Origin of the sequence: Gilvibacter sp. SZ-19 (assembly GCF_002163875.1) — a bacterium.
Classification (GTDB): domain Bacteria; phylum Bacteroidota; class Bacteroidia; order Flavobacteriales; family Flavobacteriaceae; genus Gilvibacter.
Genome location: NZ_CP019333.1, coordinates 1,790,428 through 1,811,262 on the forward strand (window position 1 = coordinate 1,790,428; position 20,835 = coordinate 1,811,262).

Sequence of the window (20,835 nt, forward strand, 5' to 3'; positions counted from 1 at the left end):
GTTAGTTAAAAATTAGAAAATAGGCTCGGTTCAAAATCGATTAACATTTTAAAAACCTTAATATGAAGGAAATAAAAGCATTTGTAAAACCAAACCGCATTCAAAGGGTCATCGAGGCCCTTAGCGATAATGGTTTTAAAAGTATGACCCTTTCACAAGCAGAGGGTACTGGGGCATTCAAAGCAAAAGGAGCAAGACCTTCCCTTGATTTTAATGTAACCGATAGCCCAGTTGTTAAAGTGGAATTGGTATGTCAAAATGAAGAAGCGCAATCAGCAATCGACATCATCTTAGAAAATGGTAAAACGCCCGAACCTGGCGACGGAATTATTTATCTATCTGATATTGAGGATGCCTTCCAAATCAAAACAGGTGAATCCCTAAAACGGTACGACCTTTAAAACCCAGTGATAGAAATGGAAAAAATAGTCCAACTTCTGGAAAGCAAAGGCATAAGACCAACAGCTATGCGGCTAATGACCTATAAGCGCTTGGCAGAATTAGAGGTGGCCATTAGCCTTGGCGATTTGGAAAAGGATTTCAAAATATCCGAAAGGAGCACCTTGTATAGAACGATGAAGACCTTTGAAGAAAATGCCATCGTACACCAAATTGAAGATGGCACAGGAGTACTAAAGTACGCCCTTTGCGAAGAGAATTGTGAATGTGAGGTGGGCAACGACCTGCACCTGCACTTTCATTGCAGCAACTGCGATGAAACCGTTTGCCTCACAGAACATAAAATACCACAAATCAATCTACCAGAGGGTTATATCACAGAAGATATCAATCTGGTTGTAAAAGGTGTGTGTGAGAAATGCAGTAGGCAATCAGAATAATTAATATCAAGAAATATAAACCATAAAAATCCTATTATGTTAGCGATTTATAAAAAAGATAACATCCTATACTCATTGGCAGAAAATGGTATGGACAAAGATGATGTTGCTATGCTAATAACGGCTGTTAGTGAGCACCTTGAAAAATACAAAAGTGCTGCTTGGTATATAGAAGTAAGTGAAGTCAAAAATACAAGGCATCAAACTGTAGAAAATGAAATGGAATTCAAAATTCCAAAACAAGACCATTTAAAGAAAGTGGCACTTGTAGGTAGTATAGAATGGCAGGAAGAATTTACCAAAAATCTTTTGCCATTCTCTGAGGCACATATTAAATATTTTCATTCGGAAGATAAAGAGCTTGCTAAAAGCTGGATTGAAGAATAACGATGGCGAAATAAAATATTGAATTTGTTAAAATGAAAAAGCGTGTAATTATCAGTTCCAGAGAAAAAGTATGAATCCCAAGGTATGAATAGCCAAGGTCTTAAAAATATGGTTTATAGAAAAAAAATCGTGTATATAATAGTAATCGGTTTTCTCTTTGGACTGTTCATCATTCAGCCTTTGGCTCTATCACTTTACCTATATGATGAAACTGGGGATACTGGTAACTGGTATGCACTTTTTTTAAAAACCATTAAAAATACGATACGCTTTGGTGATATAGACCAAATATTCAAAAATGTTTTGTTTGGGATTATGGGTAGTAGCCTTGCCCTTATGGCTTTTCTTAGAAATAAAATTTTCATTTTAACAAAGAAAAGGAATGACGGCAATGCAATTATAGCGCTTATCAAAAATGGCGAAAATCAGTTTGTTGAATTCAAGGCTACCCTGAGGTGGGATTTACGTCAATCCAAAGTGAATAAACAGTTGGAATTTGTAATTGCCAAGACCATAGCGGGCTTTATGAACACCAAAGGTGGTAAATTGCTCATAGGAGTAGATGATAACGGCAACATCCTTGGTTTAAATCAGGATTTTGAAACTTTGAAAAAACCTGATACAGATGGTTTCGAGCAATTCCTGATGCAGTTGATATCTCTAAAATTGGGCACCCATTTATGTACGGCTGTAAATGTATCTTTCTACAGATATGGAGAAAATGACGTGTGCTACATAGAAATAGCCCCGGCCAAAATACCGGTCTATCTAAGTCAGGACGGGAGGTCACGGTTTTATATACGCACGGGCAATGCCACGCGCGAACTCGATTTGCCCGAAGCCATCTTGCACTTAGGAAAAGAGAAGGCGCTTTATAATTAAGAGAAGTAAGTGTAAAGCCAATGGATATTTGCACTTACAATGAATGAATATTTTAAATAGATGAACATAAAAATACAGATATGCTACAGATAATAAACTTAGAACAGGAACATCTTATTGCCGCTAAAATCAGCGGGAAACTTACGGAAAAGGATATGGAAAAGATGCATCCGCTTATCCACAACATCATAGAAAAAGGGCATAAAGTGGATTTCTATTTTGAAATGGAAGATTTTAAAGGCTATACCCTTAAAGGCTTTTGGGAAGACCTAAAGATTGATTCGGCTCATTTGGAAGATTATGGCAAGATGGCCTTTGTGGGCAATAAAAAATGGCAGGAATGGGCCGCGAAGGCAACTGATTTTTTCATAAAGTCTGAAGTTAAATTTTTTGATATTAAAAATAAAGAGCAGGCAATGACCTGGGTCTCAACAAAAGGATGAAAAAGAAAAAACTACAGCTACGGGAGCTAAAAGGGAAACAGTCCACTGTAATTTCAGCGAGCGAAAAAAAGCTCAAAACCTATCTGCTGGCAATTTTCAGCTTTGTGATGCTCATAGTTGGTATCGCCATTGACTATTTCGATGCCTTTCCTTTCTTTAAGGGATGGGTCAGGATTGTGTGGTACACGGTGGCTTACATCCCTGTTGGCTTTCCCGTCATCAAGGAGGGATGGGAAAGTATTAAAAATGGCGATTTCTTTACAGAATTTTTCCTGATGTCCATTGCCACCTTGGGAGCATTTGCCATAGGCGAATATCCCGAAGGAGTGGCCGTTATGCTCTTCTATGCCGTGGGCGAACTGTTCCAGAACGCCGCAGTCAATCGGGCGAAAGGAAACATCAAGGCACTTCTGGATGCGCGACCCGATGAAGCATTGGTTTATAAAAATGGGGATTTTGTTTCGGTCAACCCAGAAACTGTTGAGATTGGTGAAAAAATTCAGGTACGCGTGGGTGAGAAAATCCCCTTGGATGGCATTTTGCTGTCTGAAAAAGCATCGCTGAACACCGCTGCGATTACGGGTGAAAGCAAGCCCGACACCATAACACAGAATGAAAAAGTCTTTGCGGGAAGCATCAATCTCGATGGTGTTATCGAGGTAGAAACCACCAAGAAATTCAAGGACAGTTCTATCGCCCGTATTCTGGATATGGTACAGAATGCTACCGCTCGAAAATCAAAGACGGAACTGTTCATTAGAAAGTTCGCCAGGATTTATACGCCCATCGTGGTTTTCCTTGCTATCGGACTCACTTTGTTACCATATTTTTTTGTCGATGAATATGTGTTTAGGGATTGGCTATACCGAGCTTTAATTTTCTTGGTGATTTCCTGCCCTTGTGCCTTGGTCATTTCCATTCCACTGGGCTATTTCGGCGGTCTGGGTGCGGCATCGCGCAACGGAATCCTGTTCAAAGGTGCATCCTTTCTCGATGCAATGACCAAAGTGAATACTGTGGTGATGGACAAAACCGGAACCGTTACCAAAGGGGTCTTTAAGATTAAGGAAGTGGTGACCAAAAATAATTTCGCGCCTGCCCTGAGCGCAGTCAAAGGGGAAGCAGAATTTCCTGTATTGAGCGAAGCCGAAATGATGCAATACCTGATGGCGATGGAAGAACAATCCACCCATCCCATCGCAAAGGCAATTCTTGAATACAAGGCGGAAGGTGCTGATTTTAAGGCATCCGAAGTTTCTGAAGTAGCAGGAAAAGGATTGAAGGGCATAGTCAACCATAAGGAGGTCTTGGTCGGCAACAAAGCTTTGATGACTTCCAATAATGTTGATGTTCCCCCTGAAACCGATGCAATAGTCGAATCTATAGTGATGGTCGCCATCGATGGAAAATTCGCAGGCTATGTGACCATTGCCGATGAACTTAAGGAAGACGCGCATCACACCATTCAACAGATTCGGGAGGCCGGAATAGCTAAAATCATAATGCTCTCTGGAGATAAGGATTCCATAACCCAACAAGTTGCAAAGGAACTGAATATTGATTGGGCCAAAGGCGGCTTGCTACCGGAAGATAAGCTCAACGAGGTCGAAAAGCTCAAAGAACAACCTGAATCTACGGTAGCATTTATGGGCGACGGCATCAACGATGCACCCGTGCTCGCAGCCAGTGATGTGGGTATCGCAATGGGCGGTTTGGGCAGCGATGTGGCCATAGAGACCGCAGATGTCATCATTCAGACCGACCAACCAAGCAGGATGGCCCGAGGTATCCAAATTGGACGCTCAACACGCCGTATCGTATGGCAAAATATTGGTCTTGCTTTTGGGGTAAAAGGGATTTTCCTGGTTTTGGGTGCCATCGGTTTGGCTACGATGTGGGAGGCTGTGTTCGCCGACGTAGGTGTCTCGTTCGTTGCCATTGTCAATGCAATACGGTTGCAAAAAATGAATTGGAAATAGCAAATGTGTTAACCTTTAACAAAATACAAGCCCAAAAGTGGATTAAATCTTAATTAACGATAACAAAAATAATGATAATATGAAAGACAAGGAAAAACACAGCAAGGAAGATGGTCACAATCACGACCACGGTGGCATCTTCGGTAAAAACACGGAGCTCTATTTTGCGATTTTAAGTGGGGTCACACTAATTACAGGTTTCCTGTTGGAAAAATATTCAGGGGTTTCAGCGAACATCCCTTTTGGGCTCTATATTGCAGCCTACTTTTTTGGTGGCTTTTTTACCCTCAAAGAGGCCGTTACCAAAGTTGCCAAGGGCGAGTTTGAAATCGATTTCCTGATGCTGGTTGCGGCGGCGGGCGCAGCCTATTTAAGCGAATGGGCAGAGGGGGCCTTGCTGCTCTTCCTTTTCAGTCTGGGTCACGCACTGGAAAACTATGCAATGGGCAAGGCCAAAAAATCCATTGCAGCGTTAACAGACCTTGCGCCTAAAACTGCACTATTAAAAAAGGATGACGATACCGTTGAAGTGGGTATAGAAGAGTTACAGATAGGTGATACTATCGTGGTACGCCCCAATAGTAAAATATCTGCCGATGGAGTCATCGTAAAGGGCAATAGTAGTGTGGACCAGTCGCCCATTACTGGGGAGAGTGTTCCGGTGGACAAAACACCAATAGAAAATCCGGATAAGGAGTACACCTCAAAAAGCGATATCCCGGATGAGAACCGTGTTTTTTCAGGAACCATTAATGGCAACAATACCCTCGAAATAAAGGTTATCAAAGAGGCAAAAGATTCTACTCTCAACCGCTTGGTCACAATGGTGCAAGAGGCTCAAGACCAGAAATCGCCCACTCAGTTATTGACCGACAAGTTTGAGCGCTACTACGTGCCATCGGTCATCATACTGGTCATAGTATTAAACTTTGCTTTTCTGGTCATCGATGAGACCTGGAGCGAAAGCCTATACCGTTCCCTGGCGGTATTGGTGGCAGCAAGTCCGTGCGCGCTGGCCATTTCTACGCCATCTGCGGTATTGAGTGGCGTTGCTAGAGCTGCGCGTGGCGGGGTTTTGATAAAAGGCGGTCGCCCCTTGGAAGACTTAGGGGTGCTTACCGCTCTCGCTTTTGACAAAACGGGAACACTTACCGAAGGGAAGCCAAAGCTTACCGACGTCGAAAGTTTTGGCAACATAGATAAAAAGGAACTGTTGGAAATCGCGATTGCGGTTGAGGAACTGAGTGACCACCCCCTGGCAAAGGCAGTTGTGCGGGACGGAATGGAACGGCTGGGGAAGAACACCAAGATTCCAGATGCCGATGATTTGGAGGCCGTACAGGGCAAGGGCATAAAGGCAAATTATCAAGGTAATTCCATTTACATAGGCAATCTGGAACTCTTTGAGGATATAGATGATGGTGTCCCCGATAAAGTCTCGGAAAAGGTAAGAAACCTCGAAGGGGAAGGCAAAACCACGATGCTAATAAAAAGGGGCGATGAATTTATAGGGATGCTCGGGCTAATGGACACCCCACGGGAAAAGGCCAGGGAAACCCTTTCGCAATTGAAGGAAATAGGCATCAAGAAGATGATTATGCTTACGGGCGACAACCAGAAAGTGGCCGATGCCGTAGCGGAGGAAATCGGGCTGACAGAAGCCCGTGGTAGCCTGCTGCCCGAGGAAAAAGTGGAAGCCATCAAAAAACTTGCGGAACAGGAAAATAAACTGGCAATGGTGGGTGATGGGGTCAATGATGCGCCTGCAATGGCGAACAGTACCGTTGGTATTGCAATGGGCGCAGCGGGCAGCGACGTTGCCCTTGAGACAGCAGATATAGCATTAATGGCTGACAAACTGGAAACCTTGCCTTTTGCCATCGGTTTAAGTAGAAGAGCAAAGTCCGTTATCCGGCAGAACCTTTGGGTAAGTCTTGGGGTGGTTGCACTGCTTATCCCTGCGACCATAATGAGCTGGGCAAGTATCGGCATCGCCGTGGCCGTACACGAGGGTTCAACATTGGTGGTGGTGGTCAATGCATTGCGCTTGCTCGCCTTTAAAAAATAAATCAAATAAAGGAGATTGGTTTTGAATCAAGTTTAAAAAAATGACCAAAACGGAAAAAATATTGTCAAATCACGGTATTCGCCCTACTCAAATGAGGTCCAAGATATACAGGTATCTGAGAAGGAAGCAAAGTGCCGTGTCCTTTTCCGATTTAAAAAAGGTCTTTGCTGAGAAGAGCGAAAACAATAAGACAGCAAACAGAACGACCTTTTATCGCAACCTCAAGATTTTTGAGGATAAAGGACTTATTCATCAGATAAATGATGGAACCGGAATGGCAAAATTTGCGATTTCTGGTGAAAATACAAAAAGTAAATACGGTACGGATTTACATCTGCACTTTCATTGTACCGAATGTAAGAAAACAATCTGTTTGCCAAATAAAATACCGGAAGAAAGTTTACCAAGTGATTATAAAATAAACGATGTCAACCTGGTATTAAAAGGAATATGCCTGAAATGTAAGGAAAAATAACAGGTGGGAGTTCCAGGACTTTGAACACTTGCGCCCAAGAGTCAAGTTCAAGGTTCTTCCACCTTATTTAACCCAAAAAATACAACTATGGAAAAATATGATATAACAATTATAGGTTCCGGCCCAGGTGGCTATGTGTGTGCCATACGTGCGGCACAACTGGGCTTTAAAGTGGCTATAATCGAAAGGTACAGCACCCTTGGCGGCACTTGCCTTAACGTGGGTTGCATCCCTTCAAAAGCCTGGCTGGAAGCCTCGGAACATTACCACAAGCTCAAACACCAATTCGAGGATTTCGGCATTGATGTCAAGGAGGCGAACGTAGATATTGCAAAAATGAACCAAAGGGTTCAGGACGTCGTGGGGGAAATCATCAACGGGGTAGCCTACCTGATGAAAAAGAACAAGGTTACCGTTTATGAAGGCCACGGAACCATCAAGAACAAAAATACCATTGAAATTAAGGGCGAAGACGAAACACAAACCATAGAAACCGATAAGATGGTCATCGCCACCGGGTCAAAACCCGCATCACTGCCCAACATAGAAATAGATAAAAAAAGGATTATTTCCTCTACGGAAGCCCTTGTCCTCAAAGAAATCCCCAAACACTTAATGGTCGTTGGAGGTGGTGTCATTGGGGTCGAGATAGGTTCGGTCTTCGCCAGGTTGGGTTCAAAGGTTTCCATCGTAGAGTATTTTGATGGGCTTATCTATACAATGGACAAATCCGTAGGGCATCAATTGTACAGGTCCCTAAGAAAACAGGATATCGAGTTCTATCTGGAACATAAGGTCACGAAAGCTGTGGCGGCAGATGATAAGGTGACCCTTAAGGCACAGAACAGGAAAGACGACAAGGAAATGCAGTTGGAAGGAGACTTTTGCCTAATGGCCATAGGCAGAAAACCATATACCAACAATCTGGGCCTCGAAAACCTGGAAGTGGAAACCAACGAAAAAGGACAAATAAAGGTAGATGACAACCTCGAGACCAATGTAAAAGGGGTCTATGCCATTGGAGATGTAGTCCGAGGTGCGATGCTCGCACATAAAGCAAGTGAAGAAGGTGTTTTTGTGGCCGAACGCATTGCCGGTCAGAAGCCGCATATCAATTATCCCCTCATTCCGAACATTGTCTATACACAGCCCGAAGTGGCCGGTGTGGGACTTACCGAGGAGGAAATTAAAGACGCAGGTAGAGCGATAAAAACGGGCTCGTTTCCTTTCAAGGCCAATGCAAGGGCCAAGATAAGTATGGATACCGACGGCTTTATAAAAGTGATTGCGGACAAGGAAACCGATGAGATTTTGGGCGTTCATATGATAGGTCCACGTATAGCCGATAGTTATACGGAAGCTGTCGTGGCGATGGAATTCAGGGCAGCGGCAGAAGATATTGCACGGATGTCGCACGGCCACCCCACATTTTCAGAAACCTTTAAGGAAGCCTGTCTGGCCGCTACCGAAGACCGGGCGTTGCATATATGAAATTATAAAAAAATGAAGATGAAGAAAATTCAAAAGCTAACACAACAAATCAACGAATTGACAGTAAGGATTGAACACGAATACCCCGAACTTTATCGCTATTTAGATGAGAATCCGATAACGATTCCTGTAGATGATGAAGCAAAACCTACTCATAAATCGTTCGTTGAATATTTGGAAAGCTTAAAGTCGATTTTAGAAAAATATGTGAAATCCCATAATAAGTAAAAATTTTAAAGACCACAAGTAAAATTAATACAGATTAGTTAAATGACCACTATAAACCAAACCACTTTTAAGGTAAGTAAAATGGATTGCCCTTCCGAAGAACAGATGATTCGTATGAAACTCGAGGGCTTTCCACAGGTAGAACATTTGGATTTTGATATTCCACAAAGGAAACTACAGGTGTACCACCAAGGCGGCATTGAAGAAATAAGCAGTGCCTTGGGCACATTGAAACTGGGTGAGCAACTTCTGGAAACGGAGCAGGCCCAAATGCCCGTAGCCGAAGACGAGACCAAACAAAAAAGGATACTTTGGTGGGTGTTGGGCATCAATTTCGGGTTTTTTGTGGTCGAAATGACCACTGGGTGGATTTCGTCCTCTATGGGTCTTATTGCCGATTCTTTGGATATGCTGGCAGATAGTATTGTGTACGCCTTGAGCCTCTTTGCCGTAGGGGGCGCGGTTTCAAGGAAGAAGAAAGTTGCGAAATTCAGCGGTTACTTTCAGATGGCCTTGGCCCTGCTGGGGTTTTCTGAGGTGTTGAGAAGGTTTTTGAGCAGTAGCGAGACCCCTTTGTTCCAGTGGATGATTATCGTTTCTATTTTCGCCCTTATTGGTAATCTGGTCTCTCTATGGCTAATAAACAAAGCCAAGAGTAAGGAAGCGCATATGCAGGCCAGTGCCATTTTTACCTCAAACGATATTATCGTGAACGGAGGGGTGATTCTGGCAGGGGTGTTGGTCTATTTTTTGGACAGTAAATGGCCCGATTTGGTCATAGGCGGTATTGTGTTTGCCTTTGTAATGCGTGGGGCAATCAGGATTTTAAAATTATCGAAATGATGTAGTAGTATGAATATATGGCTTTGGATACTTGTGTTGGGCCTTGTCGCTTGGGCGGCACATTGAGAAGCCGTATTTGCCGATGTTGGGGTGGCGTTATTGGCTATTTTAAATGCGGTCAGATTGCAAAGAATGACTTGGAGTTAACATACAAAAAAAGCGCATAGAGAAAATGTTTTAAAAGCATAGTTGGTATATTGAATAATTTAATTTAAAGAGGTATTAGAAACCAACTAATAAAAGAAAATGAATGAGCAAATTTTACAACTCTTTCAGCGAATAATGTAACAGCTTTTCCGTGTTCTATTCCGAAATTTGTGAAATACAAAACGGAGTAATAAATGGAGGCAACCAATATATTCAATACCAAACCCAAAGAACAAAAAACAGGCATAAAAAAATCCTTTCCTGTTACGGGTATGACCTGTGCCGCCTGTGCCAGCAGTGTTGAGTCGATTCTTTCCCATACCGATGGCGTAAACAAGGCCATCGTAAATTTTGCCAGCAATTCGGTTTTAGTCGATTACGATGAAACCATTTCTGAAGAAAAACTTCAGAACGCACTGCGTGAAGTGGGCTATGATATCATTATCGATGCAGAAGACCCAATGGAAGCACAACAAGAGCTTCAACAAAAGCATTACCAAGACATTAAAAACCGTACCATTTGGTCAGCTATTCTGACACTGCCCATCTTCATACTTGGAATGTTCTTTATGCAATGGGAACCTGGTAAGTGGATTTCTTTGGTATTGGCTATTCCCATTCTCTTCTGGTTTGGGCGTAGTTTTTTTATCAATGCTTTCAAACAGGCCAAACGTGGCAAGGCGAATATGGATACCTTGGTGGCTTTAAGTACGGGCATTGCATTTTTGTTTAGTGTGTTCAATACCTTATTTCCGGAATTTTGGTTAAATCGTGCTATTGAGCCACACGTTTATTACGAAGCGGCGACAGTGATTATTACCTTTATTTCTTTGGGGAAATTACTGGAAGAAAAAGCCAAATCGAATACTTCTTCGGCCATTAAAAAATTAATGGGATTACAACCTAAAACGCTTAAAGTTATTGATAATGGGGAAGAAAAAGAAATTCGTATTTCGGCTGTGCAAGTAGGTCAAACTATTTTAGTCCGCCCTGGAGAAAAGATTCCCGTAGATGGGAAAGTTATTAAAGGAAGCTCATATGTAGACGAAAGTATGATTACAGGTGAACCTGTTCCAGTACAAAAGTCCAGAGAAGAGAAGGTATTTGCTGGTACTGTCAATCAAAAAGGTAGTTTTCAATTTACTGCAGAAAAAGTTGGAGGTGAAACCCTGCTTTCCCAAATCATAAAAATGGTACAGGAGGCACAGGGTAGCAAAGCACCCGTACAAAAATTGGTCGATAAAATTGCTGGAATATTTGTTCCCATCGTATTGGGGATATCCATTGTTACCTTCATCGTCTGGATGTCTGTGGGAGGTGATAATGCGTTTTCTCAAGCTTTATTGACTTCTGTCGCTGTACTAGTCATTGCCTGTCCTTGCGCCCTAGGGTTGGCTACACCTACTGCTATTATGGTGGGTATTGGCAAAGGTGCCGAAAATAATATCCTTATAAAAGATGCCGAGAGTTTAGAACTCGGTCATAAAGTTAATGCTATCATCCTTGATAAAACTGGCACTATTACCGAGGGAAAACCATTGGTGACCGATATGCATTGGAAGCGTACACTTGAAAATAAAAATGAATTTAAACAGTTGCTTTTAGCAATAGAAGCCCAGTCTGAACACCCCTTGGCAGAAGCAGTTGTTAATCATTTTAAAGAAGAAAATATTGAAAAAGTTGAAATTGCTTCTTTTGAAAGTATTACGGGTAAAGGTGTGCAAGCTAAAACAGAAAATGGCTCACAATACTATGTTGGAAACCATAAATTAATGCTTGAGAAGAATATACAAATTGATGCTTCCTTGATGCAAACAGCAGAAAGTCTTGAAGAGCAAGCAAAAACCGTCATATTCTTTGGTAATGAAAAAGATGTATTGGCGATACTTGCTATTGCAGACAAAATAAAGGAAACTTCAAAAATAGCCATTGCAACACTTCACGAAAGGGACATTGATGTCTATATGCTAACAGGTGATAATAATAAGACAGCATCAGCCGTAGCCCAACAAGTGGGAATAGCAAATTTCCAAGGGGAAGTAATGCCTTCTGATAAAGCAACCTTTGTGAAAAAATTGCAGTCTGATGGTAAAATAGTAGCTATGGTAGGCGATGGTATCAACGATTCCCACGCCTTGGCGCAAGCCGATGTCAGCATTGCAATGGGAAAAGGTTCCGACATCGCGATGGACGTTGCAAAAATGACCTTGATAACTTCAGATTTACAGTCAATTTCCAAAGCATTGAAACTATCAAAGAAAACCGTTATGGGTATTCGCCAAAATCTGTTTTGGGCATTTATATACAACATCATTGGCATCCCGATAGCTGCAGGTGTGCTATATCCCATCAATGGCTTTTTGTTGGACCCAATGATAGCAGGAGCTGCAATGGCATTCAGTAGTGTATCGGTCGTAGCCAATAGTCTGCGCTTAAAACAAGTAAAACTTTAACAATCATAAATTCAGAAACTATGAAAACTTTAAAATTTAAAACAAATATCAATTGTGGTGGGTGCGTATCAAAAGTAACCCCTTTTTTAAACAAGCAGGAAGGTGTAGAAAGTTGGGAAGTAGATACCGCCAATCCTGACAAAATATTGACAATAGAAAGTGATGGTGCTTCAGAAGAAGCTATTAAGACTACTTTGCAAAAAGTAGGGTTTAAGGCAGAGTCTGTAGCATAACATACTCAATTTGATATGGGTTACGCTATCCTCTTAGGTGTCATTCTTCTTTTGGTTGTTCACTTTTACAGAAAAGCACAACGGCAAAAGGTACAGCCTTTTCCAGAGTATTGGCATAGTTTGTTGCTGGATAACGTACTTTACTATCGAAATCTTTCAAAAGAAAGGCAAGAGGTATTTCAGCAGCGAATGATGCAATTTTTGAGTGAAGTTTATATTGATGGTGTACAGTTGGAATTGCAAGAACTTGACAAAATTCTAATCGCTGCAAGTGCGGTAATACCCGTATTTGGGTTCAAAGAATGGCATTACACCAATTTAAGCGGAATCCTACTGTATCCAGACAATTTCAATGAGGATATGCAATTTGGGTCTAAGGAAAAATCCCGTTATATAGGTGGAATTGTTGGTAACGGACGTTTTGAAAGACAAATGATTCTTTCTAAAAAAGCCCTTTACCACGGTTTCAAAAACAAAAGCGATAAAAACAACACGGGCATTCACGAATTTGTACATCTTATTGATAAGCTCGATGACCATACGGACGGGATTCCAGAACGGCTATTACAGCATCAATATACCATCCCGTGGTTGAATTTGATTCATAGAGAAATGGAAGCCATAAATGGTAACCAATCCGACATCCGTAAATATGGAGGAACTAACCAAGCCGAATTCTTTGCAGTAGCTTCTGAATACTTTTTTGAACGTCCAGATTTACTTAAGAGAAAGCACCCAGAACTCTACAAAATGTTGGTGGAGTGTTTCAATCAAAAATTATCTTAATTAAATCAAATATATCCCACGTTAAAAGTAGCTGTTATTGCTTTAGATTAATTAAAAATTAACTACACTGTCTAGAGCATCATCAGCTTCCTTATGGATAAAATTTGCTTGATAATTCAAAGTTGTTTTTAAATCACTATGTCTATAAAGTTTTTGCAGCATTAATGGATGAATGGTATCACCTGCAATATTGCCAAAAGTATGTCTAGCAATGTGCATTGTTATCTTCTTATCTATTTTTGCTTTTTTGCCAATTGATTTTAAGTTATCATTGAATTTTTTTGTCGCCGTTTTTCTTTTATTATAGATATCCTTAGCGTCATTGAGATTAGCCTTTTTTAATTCGGGAAAAACAAAATCAGTGTCAAATCTCTTATCATTTCTATAGTAATTCAAAATACTTTGGACCTTATCTGGAATTTTTAAGGACAATAATTTTGAATTTTTATTCATTCTATAATGTAACCGGTCATCATATATGTCCGACCATTTTGTCCAAAGCACATCTGTAACGCGCATTCCTGCAAAATTGAAGCTAAATAGCCAAACGTTTCTTGTATGAATTTCATTGTAGGTTAGATTATCTAAAGCTTCAATAGCTCTTACCTCAATAATATTCAACCCTATTTTTGTCGTCTCAGGAAACTTGATTTTAATTTTGTCACCACCGAAAGGATATAGTTCCCTACTGACTATTTTTAGCTTTATAGCTCTGTTGAATAATAAGCGGATTAGGACAAGTATATTCATTATTGAAGTCTCAGCAAGGTGGTGCTTAACTTTGAGGTATATCATCAATTTTTTAAGAAATCGTTCATCAATTTCTTGAAATGAAAGTTGTTTAGATTTGTGATATTTTACAATATAACTAATCAATGCGCTGTCCGTAGATAGACGGTTTAACTTTTCTGCAACTTTCAGTTCGTCCAGATGTTCTTGTGCCAGCTCAAAGAAAGTTGAGGAATTCCCTGACGCATATATTTCTTTTTTAATTTGGTTTGCTGAGGCATCTTTATACTCAGACTGTAAATCGATAAGAGCCTTATTGGCATCAGAAAGTTGTTGTGATAGCAACTTGTTTAGGTTATCAGCATTTGGATTTGTTTTTTTTACTCGAAGATTTTTTTCGTCCCATTCCTCTAAATCGATATAATGACCAACATACTGATAGGTAGAGCGACGGTTTTTTGTGATTCGAATAGCTAATGGATATTGACCTTTAACGTTCGGTTTTTTACGAAGAACTATTTTTGCATTTGATGACATAATTGACCTTTTTTGAGTACGAAAGTCAAATCAGGTACAACATAGGTACAACATTGTGATTTTTGCTCAATTTTTGGTTTATACCTTTGATAAAGGTACGAAATTATTAGGCTTTTTAGGTACAACATAGGTACAACAAATGTTGATATTAACTGATATTAATTGACTTTAAATAAAATGATTAAAAACATAAATCATTGAAAATGAGCTGATTTATGTTTTATTGGTGCAATATATACCAGACTTAGGATCTAGTGCCGCAAGGCGTGGGGGTTCGACTCCCTTCATCCGCACAAAAGCTCTCAACCTAGTTGAGGGCTTTTTTATTTTCAATTAATCTTATTTTGTAGATCCCCTCAACGCCGGCTCCTCGCTAAAAACATCCACAGGATGTTTTTTAAACGCTCGGCCGCCCTTCATCCGTACAAAAAAACCTTCAACGAAAGTTGGAGGTTTTTTTATTATGGTACTTTTCCCATCGCGGCAAAAGTACCCAAAAGCGCTAGCCCCTTCCAAGTCTGTTTCACCGCTCCTTCGTTAACAAAAAATACGAAGTCGCGCCGAACCATTCCCAAAATCTGAGTCGCGAGCTGCTACGCAGCATTATTGCGACATCGAACCGATCTTTGGGAATATACAGACGCTTCGCGTGAAGGGACGGTTTTCGAATTACTTTTTAATTCGTGGAAGCTTTTTTAAGGTATTTGTTATTTTTACTTACTCCCCGGTAAATAGGTTAATTAAACTAACAACTCAGGTCTCTTATATGCCCTTATTTCAAGCTTCTGTTCTAAAGAAATACCTAAACCTACAAGATAAAGCACTTTTAGAACGGCAATTCAAGCGGTTCAGTAAGTATTTTCTAGATGCCAAGATCCAGGAGAATATTAAGAACTCTAAAGAAGAGGAGTACCAAGGTATTTTCTTGACAGAACTATTCGTGAATGTTCTGGGCTATACTTTAAAGCCTAAGGAGCCATTTAACCTTGTCGCCGAGTACAAGAATGAGACCAATGCCAGAAAGGCCGATGGCGCCATTTTAAAGGATGACAGTGCTATTGGTGTTATTGAGCTAAAAAGCACCAAAACCAAAGACTTGGAAAGTATACGCAGGCAGGCTTTTGATTACAAGGCCAATCAGAAGGATTGTGTGTACGTGATCACTTCAAACTTTGAGAAGTTACGATTCTATATTAATGATGCCACCGAGTTCATTGAGTTTGACCTTTTTAACCTCAGCCATGACCAATTTGAATTACTGTATTTGTGTTTGGCCAAGGAAAATATATTCTCTAACCTCCCATTAAAAATCAAAGAAGACTCTTTAGCTCAAGAGGAGGCTATTACCAAAGAGTTTTACAAAGACTATTCTGTCTTTAAAAGAGAGCTTTACCGCGATCTTGTAAAGCGCAACGGCAAACGCCTTAAAGAAGAGGCCAAGAGTATGCTCAGCGATCATGCTACCGATGATGTGGTTAAGGCAGAGTTACAGCGCATAGAGAAGAACGTAAAGCTGTCGCTCTTTAAAAAATCACAGAAGTTAATAGATAGGTTGCTTTTTATCTTCTTTGCTGAGGACAGAGGCTTGCTACCACCCAACTCAACCCTGCTGATACTGGAAGAATGGAACAAGCTTAAAGACCTAGATGTGAATGTGCCGCTATACGAGCGTTTTAAGCTCTATTTCAAATACTTGGACGAGGGCAGAGAAGGCACGGACAAGAAGGCAGAGATCTATGCCTATAATGGAGGTTTATTTAAGCCTGATACTGTTCTGGATACTATTGAGCTAGACGATGAGCTGCTCTACAAACACACCTTAAAACTGGCTAACTATGACTTTGAGAGCCAGGTAGATGTAAACATACTGGGGCATATCTTTGAGAACTCTTTGAACGAGATAGAGAGCGTTAATGCCGAGATAGAAGGCGGGGAGTTCGATAAGCAAAAGAGCAAGCGCAAAAAGGACGGTGTATTCTATACCCCAAAATACATAACCAAATACATAGTAGAGAATACCGTTGGCAAGCTCTGTGAAGAAAAGAAACAAGAGCTAGGTTTTAAAGAAGAGGAGTACTACAAAAGCCGCAAAGGGCGGCAAAAAGCTACTTTAGAGCGCCTGCGTGATATACTGGATGAGTACCGCGAGTGGTTGCTGCAAATAACCATTTGTGACCCTGCCTGCGGCTCTGGGGCATTTTTAAACCAGGCTTTAGACTTTCTGATAAGCGAGCATAATTATATAGATGAACTTAAAACAAGGCTTTTAGGCGGCGGCTTGCAGTTCCCGGATATAGAGAACACGGTTTTAGAGAAAAACATCTTTGGGGTAGACCTTAACGAGGAGTCTGTAGAGATAGCCAAGCTGTCTCTGTGGTTGCGTACTGCACAACCGAGAAGAAAGCTCAATGATTTGTCAAACAACATTAAGTGCGGTAATAGTTTAATAGACAGCAAAGCCGTGGCAGGCGATAAGGCTTTTAACTGGCAGGAAGAGTTTCCAGAGATCTTTGCTAAAGGTGGGTTTGACGTGGTTATTGGGAATCCGCCTTATGTGTCGAATAAAGATATGCATAGACATGGTATGCAAAATCAAATATCTTATTGGAATAACAAGTTTAAGAGCACTGAGTCAGGGAATTATGATATTTTCATACCTTTTATTGAACAAGGATTACATTTGCTAAATACTCATAAGAGGCTTTCTTTTATTATTCCTAATAAATTTTTAATTGCAAAGTATTCAAGGAGTTTGCTTGAACTCATTTGTGAAAAATATAACTTCGTTGAGGTTATAGATTATTCCAACGTGAAGGTGTTTCCAGGAGCTTCGGTTTATCCAATTATAATAACGGTTTTGAAGGAAACTAAAAGTACAATAGATAATTCAACCGTTGACAGGGTTATAGTGGATCAAGGTGCCTTTGAAGAATTTGGGATTCGCAGAAAATGGGACTTCGTTAATCTGAAATTTCTCGACTCAATAGATTCGGAGAGTGATTCTGTAATATTCAAAATAGAAAATTCAAATAATCTATTGAATGATGTATTGAGTTTCGAACCGGGTATAAATGGCTTTCAATTTACAAATTACGCTAAGTGCGTCACGGAGGGAAGAGTTAATTCAGATTCAAAAAAGTTAATAGTTACAGGTACTATTGACCCTCATATTTTCAATAACAGCATAACCAGATACAAAAAGAAGGATTACAAAGAACCATTCATAACCTATGATTCCGAGATAATCTCAGAAGGTAAGTGGGCGTTATTCAGCAAACCAAAAGTAATGGTTGCAGGAATGACAAAAGTTCTTGAAGCTTCGTTAGATATTAATGGTAGTCATGCTCCAGCTGTCAGTGTGTATAGTATTTGTGGACACCCAGATGATTTGTACCATGTTCAATTGATTATAAATTCAAAGCTTATCAATTGGTTTTTCAGATATAAGTTTTCAGATAAGCATATGTCTGGTGGTTATATTAGCGTGAATAATCAACTCTTAAAGCAAATACCCTTTAAACGATTTGAAAATTTAGATATAATTAAAGAGCTAGTTCTTAACGCTAATGTAAAGCGTAAACATCTTGAAGGGATATTGACTCGGCTAATTGATTTGATAAAATCAAAGTTTGAACTTAAAAAGACTTCCAAAAAACTACAAAACTGGAATAAGCTCAAATTTTCTGAATTTATAACTGAGTTGAATAAAGCAAGAAAGGCGTTGGCTAAAGAGCGTGGAATTGAATACCATAAACTTTCTTTGATGCAAGAGTCAGAATGGATGGAGTATTTCAATGAACAAGTACGATCAACTAGATTACTCGAGGCGGACATTAAAGAACTTGACATGCAGATTGACCAAATGGTTTACGAGCTTTATGGATTGACAGAGAAGGAAATTGCTATTGTGGAGAATAGTTGATAGCGATTTCGCTTTGCCAAATGAGTATAAGCCTTATCCTTTATAAAAGGTTTATAGGTTGAAAAACAGTACATTAAACTACATAAATACGGTTTAAATAGTACATAAATCGGAGGATTTTGTTGCGCAAAAGCGGATAGAACTGCCCGAAATTTGCCTTGTATTTAATTGTTAATACACGCTTATGAAGAACAGAAAATTCTATCCGAGTATTTGGCAGACCTTTCCAAACAGTTTGGACCTCGCTGCCCATTGGGACACGCAACGTGCGCACACCCTTAATTTAAGTTTGACACAAAAAGAGACCGACCCGCTAAAAATAGCGGAGATGTCTCTAAACATAAACGGTTTTGCTTTAGTAGATACTAATGGCAACGCCACCAGTATTGAATCCTTTACGCAACAGACCCGTTTACAACTTAAAGGTCAGCATACCGGGCTTTTTATAAAGACCCGCGAAGCAGTGACCTTGCCAGAGGCCGTTTACACCAAGGTTCGTTTTTACCTCAAAGCATGGGACAACTCTTTTGTCTTAAATGACTACACCAAAAAGGAGGTATTCGATACACCTTATTTGGATTTTGACATTCAAGGTGCTTATGCGGTTTCAAGTAAAAACCCTCAAGAGCTGCGCTTGCAGTTCAATTTTACTCCTTACAGTGTAGCAGGGATTTTACGTTGGTTAAAACACCGAATCTTCGGTAAGGTTAAGCCAAAAATGGCTTACCGCTTTGCCCACTAGGGTTAATTTTACACTTAAAGCAAGAAGCAGCCTCCGGGCTGCTTTTTTTGTGGGCAGCAACTAACACATTTCTATTATCTTAGTGGCACAACTAAGTAAACATCCATGCGATATCTCTCTTTTTTCCTTTTTGTATTGCTTGTGGGATGCAAAGACGCTTCGCAAAATACTGCGGAGGTAGCTCCGCAATTCACCTCCAATTATGATGAACCTTATCGCCTACAATATCATTTCTCACCACCTGCCAAATGGATGAACGATCCCAACGGCTTGGTATACAATGATGGCGTTTATCATTTGTTCTATCAGTATTATCCGGATGATATTGTTTGGGGGCCGATGCATTGGGGCCATGCCACCAGTACAGATATGGTGCATTGGGAGCACAAGCCCATTGCCTTGTACCCCGATGAGCACGGACTCATTTTCTCCGGAAGCGCTGTGGTAGATCACAACAACACTTCAGGCTTCGGAAAAGACGGTATAGCACCACTGGTCGCTATTTTCACCTACCACCTCATGGAAGGCGAACAAGCCGGTAGAACAGATTATCAGACCCAAGGTATTGCCTACAGTTTAGACAATGGCGACACCTGGACCAAATACGAAGGCAATCCTGTTATTGGCAACGACGGAATTAAAGATTTTAGAGACCCAAAAGTATTTTGGGACAAGACCACCGAGCAGTGGGTCATGGTTCTGGTGGCTGGAGATCATGCTAAATTTTATAGATCTTCCAACTTAAAAGATTGGATACACATGAGCGATTTTGGCAAAGACAAGGGCGCTCACGGCGGAGTTTGGGAATGTCCAGATCTGTTCAAGCTTCGCATTCAGGGTTCTTATGATGCACGCTGGGTATTGCTTATCAGTATAAATCCCGGGGCACCAAACGGAGGTTCAGGCACCCAGTATTTTATTGGCGATTGGGACGGAGAGACCTTTACCACAGATCAAGAAGAACCCCTTTGGATAGACTACGGTACAGACAACTATGCGGGCGTTACCTATAATAATGAGCCTAATCAGGAGCGACTATTCATAGGCTGGATGAGCAATTGGAATTACGCGCGCAACACCCCAACTGAAGTATGGCGCAGTTCTATGACCTTGCCGCGCAGCCTTAAACTTAAAGAATTTAAAGAAGGGCTTCGCCTAACCAATTATCCTTATGACAAGGTAGATACCTTGGTCTATGATCGCGAACCGGTTTATGCTGCAGATGCTCCAGGGCAAGTCTACTTTGACTCGGTTCCATTGAATCAGCATAGAATTCAGTTTAAGGCTCCTGCCAATGAGACGACCTTCTTTATTTTAAGCAATGACAAACGCGAAGAGATAGAACTGGGTTTCTTTCCACAAGACAGTCTCATGACCTTTGATAGAACCCAAAGCGGTCTTGTAGACTTTGAGCCTTCTTTTGGGGCAGAACGCCACAGCCAACCCTTTACTCCCAATGGAGAAGAGATGGATGTTACGGTCTATATCGATGCTTCTTCCATTGAGGTTTTTGTGGACTGGGGGCGCTATGTCTTTACCGAACAAATTTTTCCCACCATACCTTATGATGAGGTGCAGGTGGTTAACCAAAGCAAGTCCGGCATACGAAACTTTCGGATAGATTCCATTCCAAGCATTTGGAAATAACTAA

At 40.8% G+C, this 20,835-nt stretch carries 18 protein-coding genes; 17 read left to right on the forward strand and 1 reads right to left on the reverse strand.

Annotated features, from left to right (window positions below):
- The first annotated feature begins 62 nt into the window (after window positions 1-62).
- The 14 genes from BTO09_RS08330 (at window position 63) to BTO09_RS08395 (ending at window position 13,254) form a co-directional block, all read left to right on the forward strand.
- Entirely contained in the window at window positions 63-401 is a 339-nt protein-coding gene (locus BTO09_RS08330) for a P-II family nitrogen regulator (RefSeq protein ID WP_087524333.1), read from the forward strand.
- Window positions 402-416: 15 nt separating this feature from the next.
- The gene (locus BTO09_RS08335; protein WP_087524334.1) at window positions 417-839 is read left to right on the forward strand and encodes a Fur family transcriptional regulator; all 423 of its coding nucleotides are present in this window, start codon (window positions 417-419) and stop codon (window positions 837-839) included.
- 36 nt (window positions 840-875) lie between these two features.
- Window positions 876-1,226 carry an STAS/SEC14 domain-containing protein gene (locus tag BTO09_RS08340; RefSeq protein WP_087524335.1) on the forward strand — a complete coding sequence of 117 codons (351 nt, stop codon included), beginning with the start codon at window positions 876-878 and terminating at the stop codon, window positions 1,224-1,226.
- 84 nt (window positions 1,227-1,310) lie between these two features.
- Window positions 1,311-2,108 carry a helix-turn-helix domain-containing protein gene (locus tag BTO09_RS08345; RefSeq protein WP_232454935.1) on the forward strand — a complete coding sequence of 266 codons (798 nt, stop codon included), beginning with the start codon at window positions 1,311-1,313 and terminating at the stop codon, window positions 2,106-2,108.
- 80 nt (window positions 2,109-2,188) lie between these two features.
- Window positions 2,189-2,551 (forward strand): STAS/SEC14 domain-containing protein, encoded by a 363-nt coding sequence (locus BTO09_RS08350; RefSeq protein ID WP_087524336.1) that lies wholly within the window; start codon window positions 2,189-2,191, stop codon window positions 2,549-2,551.
- Window positions 2,548-4,530, forward strand: a complete 1,983-nt coding sequence (locus BTO09_RS08355; RefSeq protein ID WP_087524337.1) for a heavy metal translocating P-type ATPase — start codon at window positions 2,548-2,550, stop codon at window positions 4,528-4,530. The genes BTO09_RS08350 and BTO09_RS08355 overlap by 4 nt, the downstream gene beginning before the upstream one ends.
- A gap of 79 nt (window positions 4,531-4,609) precedes the next feature.
- Window positions 4,610-6,598 carry a heavy metal translocating P-type ATPase gene (locus BTO09_RS08360; RefSeq protein ID WP_087524338.1) on the forward strand — a complete coding sequence of 663 codons (1,989 nt, stop codon included), beginning with the start codon at window positions 4,610-4,612 and terminating at the stop codon, window positions 6,596-6,598.
- Window positions 6,599-6,638: 40 nt separating this feature from the next.
- Window positions 6,639-7,073, forward strand: a complete 435-nt coding sequence (locus BTO09_RS08365; protein WP_087524339.1) for a Fur family transcriptional regulator — start codon at window positions 6,639-6,641, stop codon at window positions 7,071-7,073.
- Window positions 7,074-7,160: 87 nt separating this feature from the next.
- Window positions 7,161-8,564: a dihydrolipoyl dehydrogenase gene (lpdA, locus tag BTO09_RS08370; protein ID WP_087524340.1), complete on the forward strand. Its 1,404-nt coding sequence runs from the start codon at window positions 7,161-7,163 to the stop codon at window positions 8,562-8,564.
- 18 nt (window positions 8,565-8,582) lie between these two features.
- Window positions 8,583-8,792, forward strand: coding sequence for a hypothetical protein (locus BTO09_RS08375; protein ID WP_087525525.1), 210 nt, complete (start codon window positions 8,583-8,585; stop codon window positions 8,790-8,792).
- Window positions 8,793-8,834: 42 nt separating this feature from the next.
- A complete protein-coding gene (locus BTO09_RS08380) occupies window positions 8,835-9,635 on the forward strand; it encodes a cation transporter (RefSeq protein ID WP_087524341.1) in 801 nt (266 codons plus the stop codon).
- Window positions 9,636-9,976: 341 nt separating this feature from the next.
- Window positions 9,977-12,235 (forward strand): heavy metal translocating P-type ATPase, encoded by a 2,259-nt coding sequence (locus tag BTO09_RS08385; RefSeq protein ID WP_087524342.1) that lies wholly within the window; start codon window positions 9,977-9,979, stop codon window positions 12,233-12,235.
- A 20-nt stretch (window positions 12,236-12,255) separates the two neighbouring features.
- Complete coding sequence (locus BTO09_RS08390; RefSeq protein ID WP_087524343.1) at window positions 12,256-12,468, forward strand: heavy-metal-associated domain-containing protein; 213 nt, start codon at window positions 12,256-12,258, stop codon at window positions 12,466-12,468.
- Window positions 12,469-12,483: 15 nt separating this feature from the next.
- Window positions 12,484-13,254, forward strand: a complete 771-nt coding sequence (locus BTO09_RS08395) for a zinc-dependent peptidase (RefSeq protein ID WP_087524344.1) — start codon at window positions 12,484-12,486, stop codon at window positions 13,252-13,254.
- A 51-nt stretch (window positions 13,255-13,305) separates the two neighbouring features.
- Here BTO09_RS08395 and BTO09_RS08400 read toward each other — a convergent pair whose 3' ends face one another.
- Complete coding sequence (locus tag BTO09_RS08400; RefSeq protein WP_087524345.1) at window positions 13,306-14,520, reverse strand: site-specific integrase; 1,215 nt, start codon at window positions 14,518-14,520, stop codon at window positions 13,306-13,308.
- Window positions 14,521-15,286: 766 nt separating this feature from the next.
- Here BTO09_RS08400 and BTO09_RS08405 point away from each other — a divergent pair.
- The 3 genes from BTO09_RS08405 (at window position 15,287) to BTO09_RS08415 (ending at window position 20,831) form a co-directional block, all read left to right on the forward strand.
- Window positions 15,287-18,442, forward strand: coding sequence for an Eco57I restriction-modification methylase domain-containing protein (locus BTO09_RS08405; protein ID WP_087524346.1), 3,156 nt, complete (start codon window positions 15,287-15,289; stop codon window positions 18,440-18,442).
- Between the two features lie 184 nt (window positions 18,443-18,626).
- Window positions 18,627-19,184: a hypothetical protein gene (locus BTO09_RS08410; protein ID WP_087524347.1), complete on the forward strand. Its 558-nt coding sequence runs from the start codon at window positions 18,627-18,629 to the stop codon at window positions 19,182-19,184.
- Window positions 19,185-19,289: 105 nt separating this feature from the next.
- Window positions 19,290-20,831 carry a glycoside hydrolase family 32 protein gene (locus tag BTO09_RS08415; RefSeq protein WP_087524348.1) on the forward strand — a complete coding sequence of 514 codons (1,542 nt, stop codon included), beginning with the start codon at window positions 19,290-19,292 and terminating at the stop codon, window positions 20,829-20,831.
- Window positions 20,832-20,835: the final 4 nt, after the last annotated feature.

Excerpts from the sequence above, each read along its gene's own strand:
- BTO09_RS08375 (WP_087525525.1), top strand. The coding sequence starts at position 8,583 with ATGAAGAAAATTCAAAAGCTAACACAACAAATCAACGAATTGACAGTA.
- lpdA (WP_087524340.1), top strand. The coding sequence starts at position 7,161 with ATGGAAAAATATGATATAACAATTATAGGTTCCGGCCCAGGTGGCTAT.
- BTO09_RS08340 (WP_087524335.1), top strand. The coding sequence starts at position 876 with ATGTTAGCGATTTATAAAAAAGATAACATCCTATACTCATTGGCAGAA.
- BTO09_RS08345 (WP_232454935.1), top strand. The coding sequence starts at position 1,311 with ATGAATAGCCAAGGTCTTAAAAATATGGTTTATAGAAAAAAAATCGTG.
- BTO09_RS08385 (WP_087524342.1), top strand. The coding sequence starts at position 9,977 with ATGGAGGCAACCAATATATTCAATACCAAACCCAAAGAACAAAAAACA.
- BTO09_RS08390 (WP_087524343.1), top strand. The coding sequence starts at position 12,256 with ATGAAAACTTTAAAATTTAAAACAAATATCAATTGTGGTGGGTGCGTA.
- BTO09_RS08415 (WP_087524348.1), top strand. The coding sequence starts at position 19,290 with ATGCGATATCTCTCTTTTTTCCTTTTTGTATTGCTTGTGGGATGCAAA.
- BTO09_RS08355 (WP_087524337.1), top strand. The coding sequence starts at position 2,548 with ATGAAAAAGAAAAAACTACAGCTACGGGAGCTAAAAGGGAAACAGTCC.
- BTO09_RS08365 (WP_087524339.1), top strand. The coding sequence starts at position 6,639 with ATGACCAAAACGGAAAAAATATTGTCAAATCACGGTATTCGCCCTACT.
- BTO09_RS08405 (WP_087524346.1), top strand. The coding sequence starts at position 15,287 with ATGCCCTTATTTCAAGCTTCTGTTCTAAAGAAATACCTAAACCTACAA.
- BTO09_RS08330 (WP_087524333.1), top strand. The coding sequence starts at position 63 with ATGAAGGAAATAAAAGCATTTGTAAAACCAAACCGCATTCAAAGGGTC.
- BTO09_RS08335 (WP_087524334.1), top strand. The coding sequence starts at position 417 with ATGGAAAAAATAGTCCAACTTCTGGAAAGCAAAGGCATAAGACCAACA.
- BTO09_RS08360 (WP_087524338.1), top strand. The coding sequence starts at position 4,610 with ATGAAAGACAAGGAAAAACACAGCAAGGAAGATGGTCACAATCACGAC.
- BTO09_RS08410 (WP_087524347.1), top strand. The coding sequence starts at position 18,627 with ATGAAGAACAGAAAATTCTATCCGAGTATTTGGCAGACCTTTCCAAAC.
- BTO09_RS08395 (WP_087524344.1), top strand. The coding sequence starts at position 12,484 with ATGGGTTACGCTATCCTCTTAGGTGTCATTCTTCTTTTGGTTGTTCAC.
- BTO09_RS08400 (WP_087524345.1), bottom strand. The coding sequence starts at position 14,520 with ATGTCATCAAATGCAAAAATAGTTCTTCGTAAAAAACCGAACGTTAAA.
- BTO09_RS08350 (WP_087524336.1), top strand. The coding sequence starts at position 2,189 with ATGCTACAGATAATAAACTTAGAACAGGAACATCTTATTGCCGCTAAA.
- BTO09_RS08380 (WP_087524341.1), top strand. The coding sequence starts at position 8,835 with ATGACCACTATAAACCAAACCACTTTTAAGGTAAGTAAAATGGATTGC.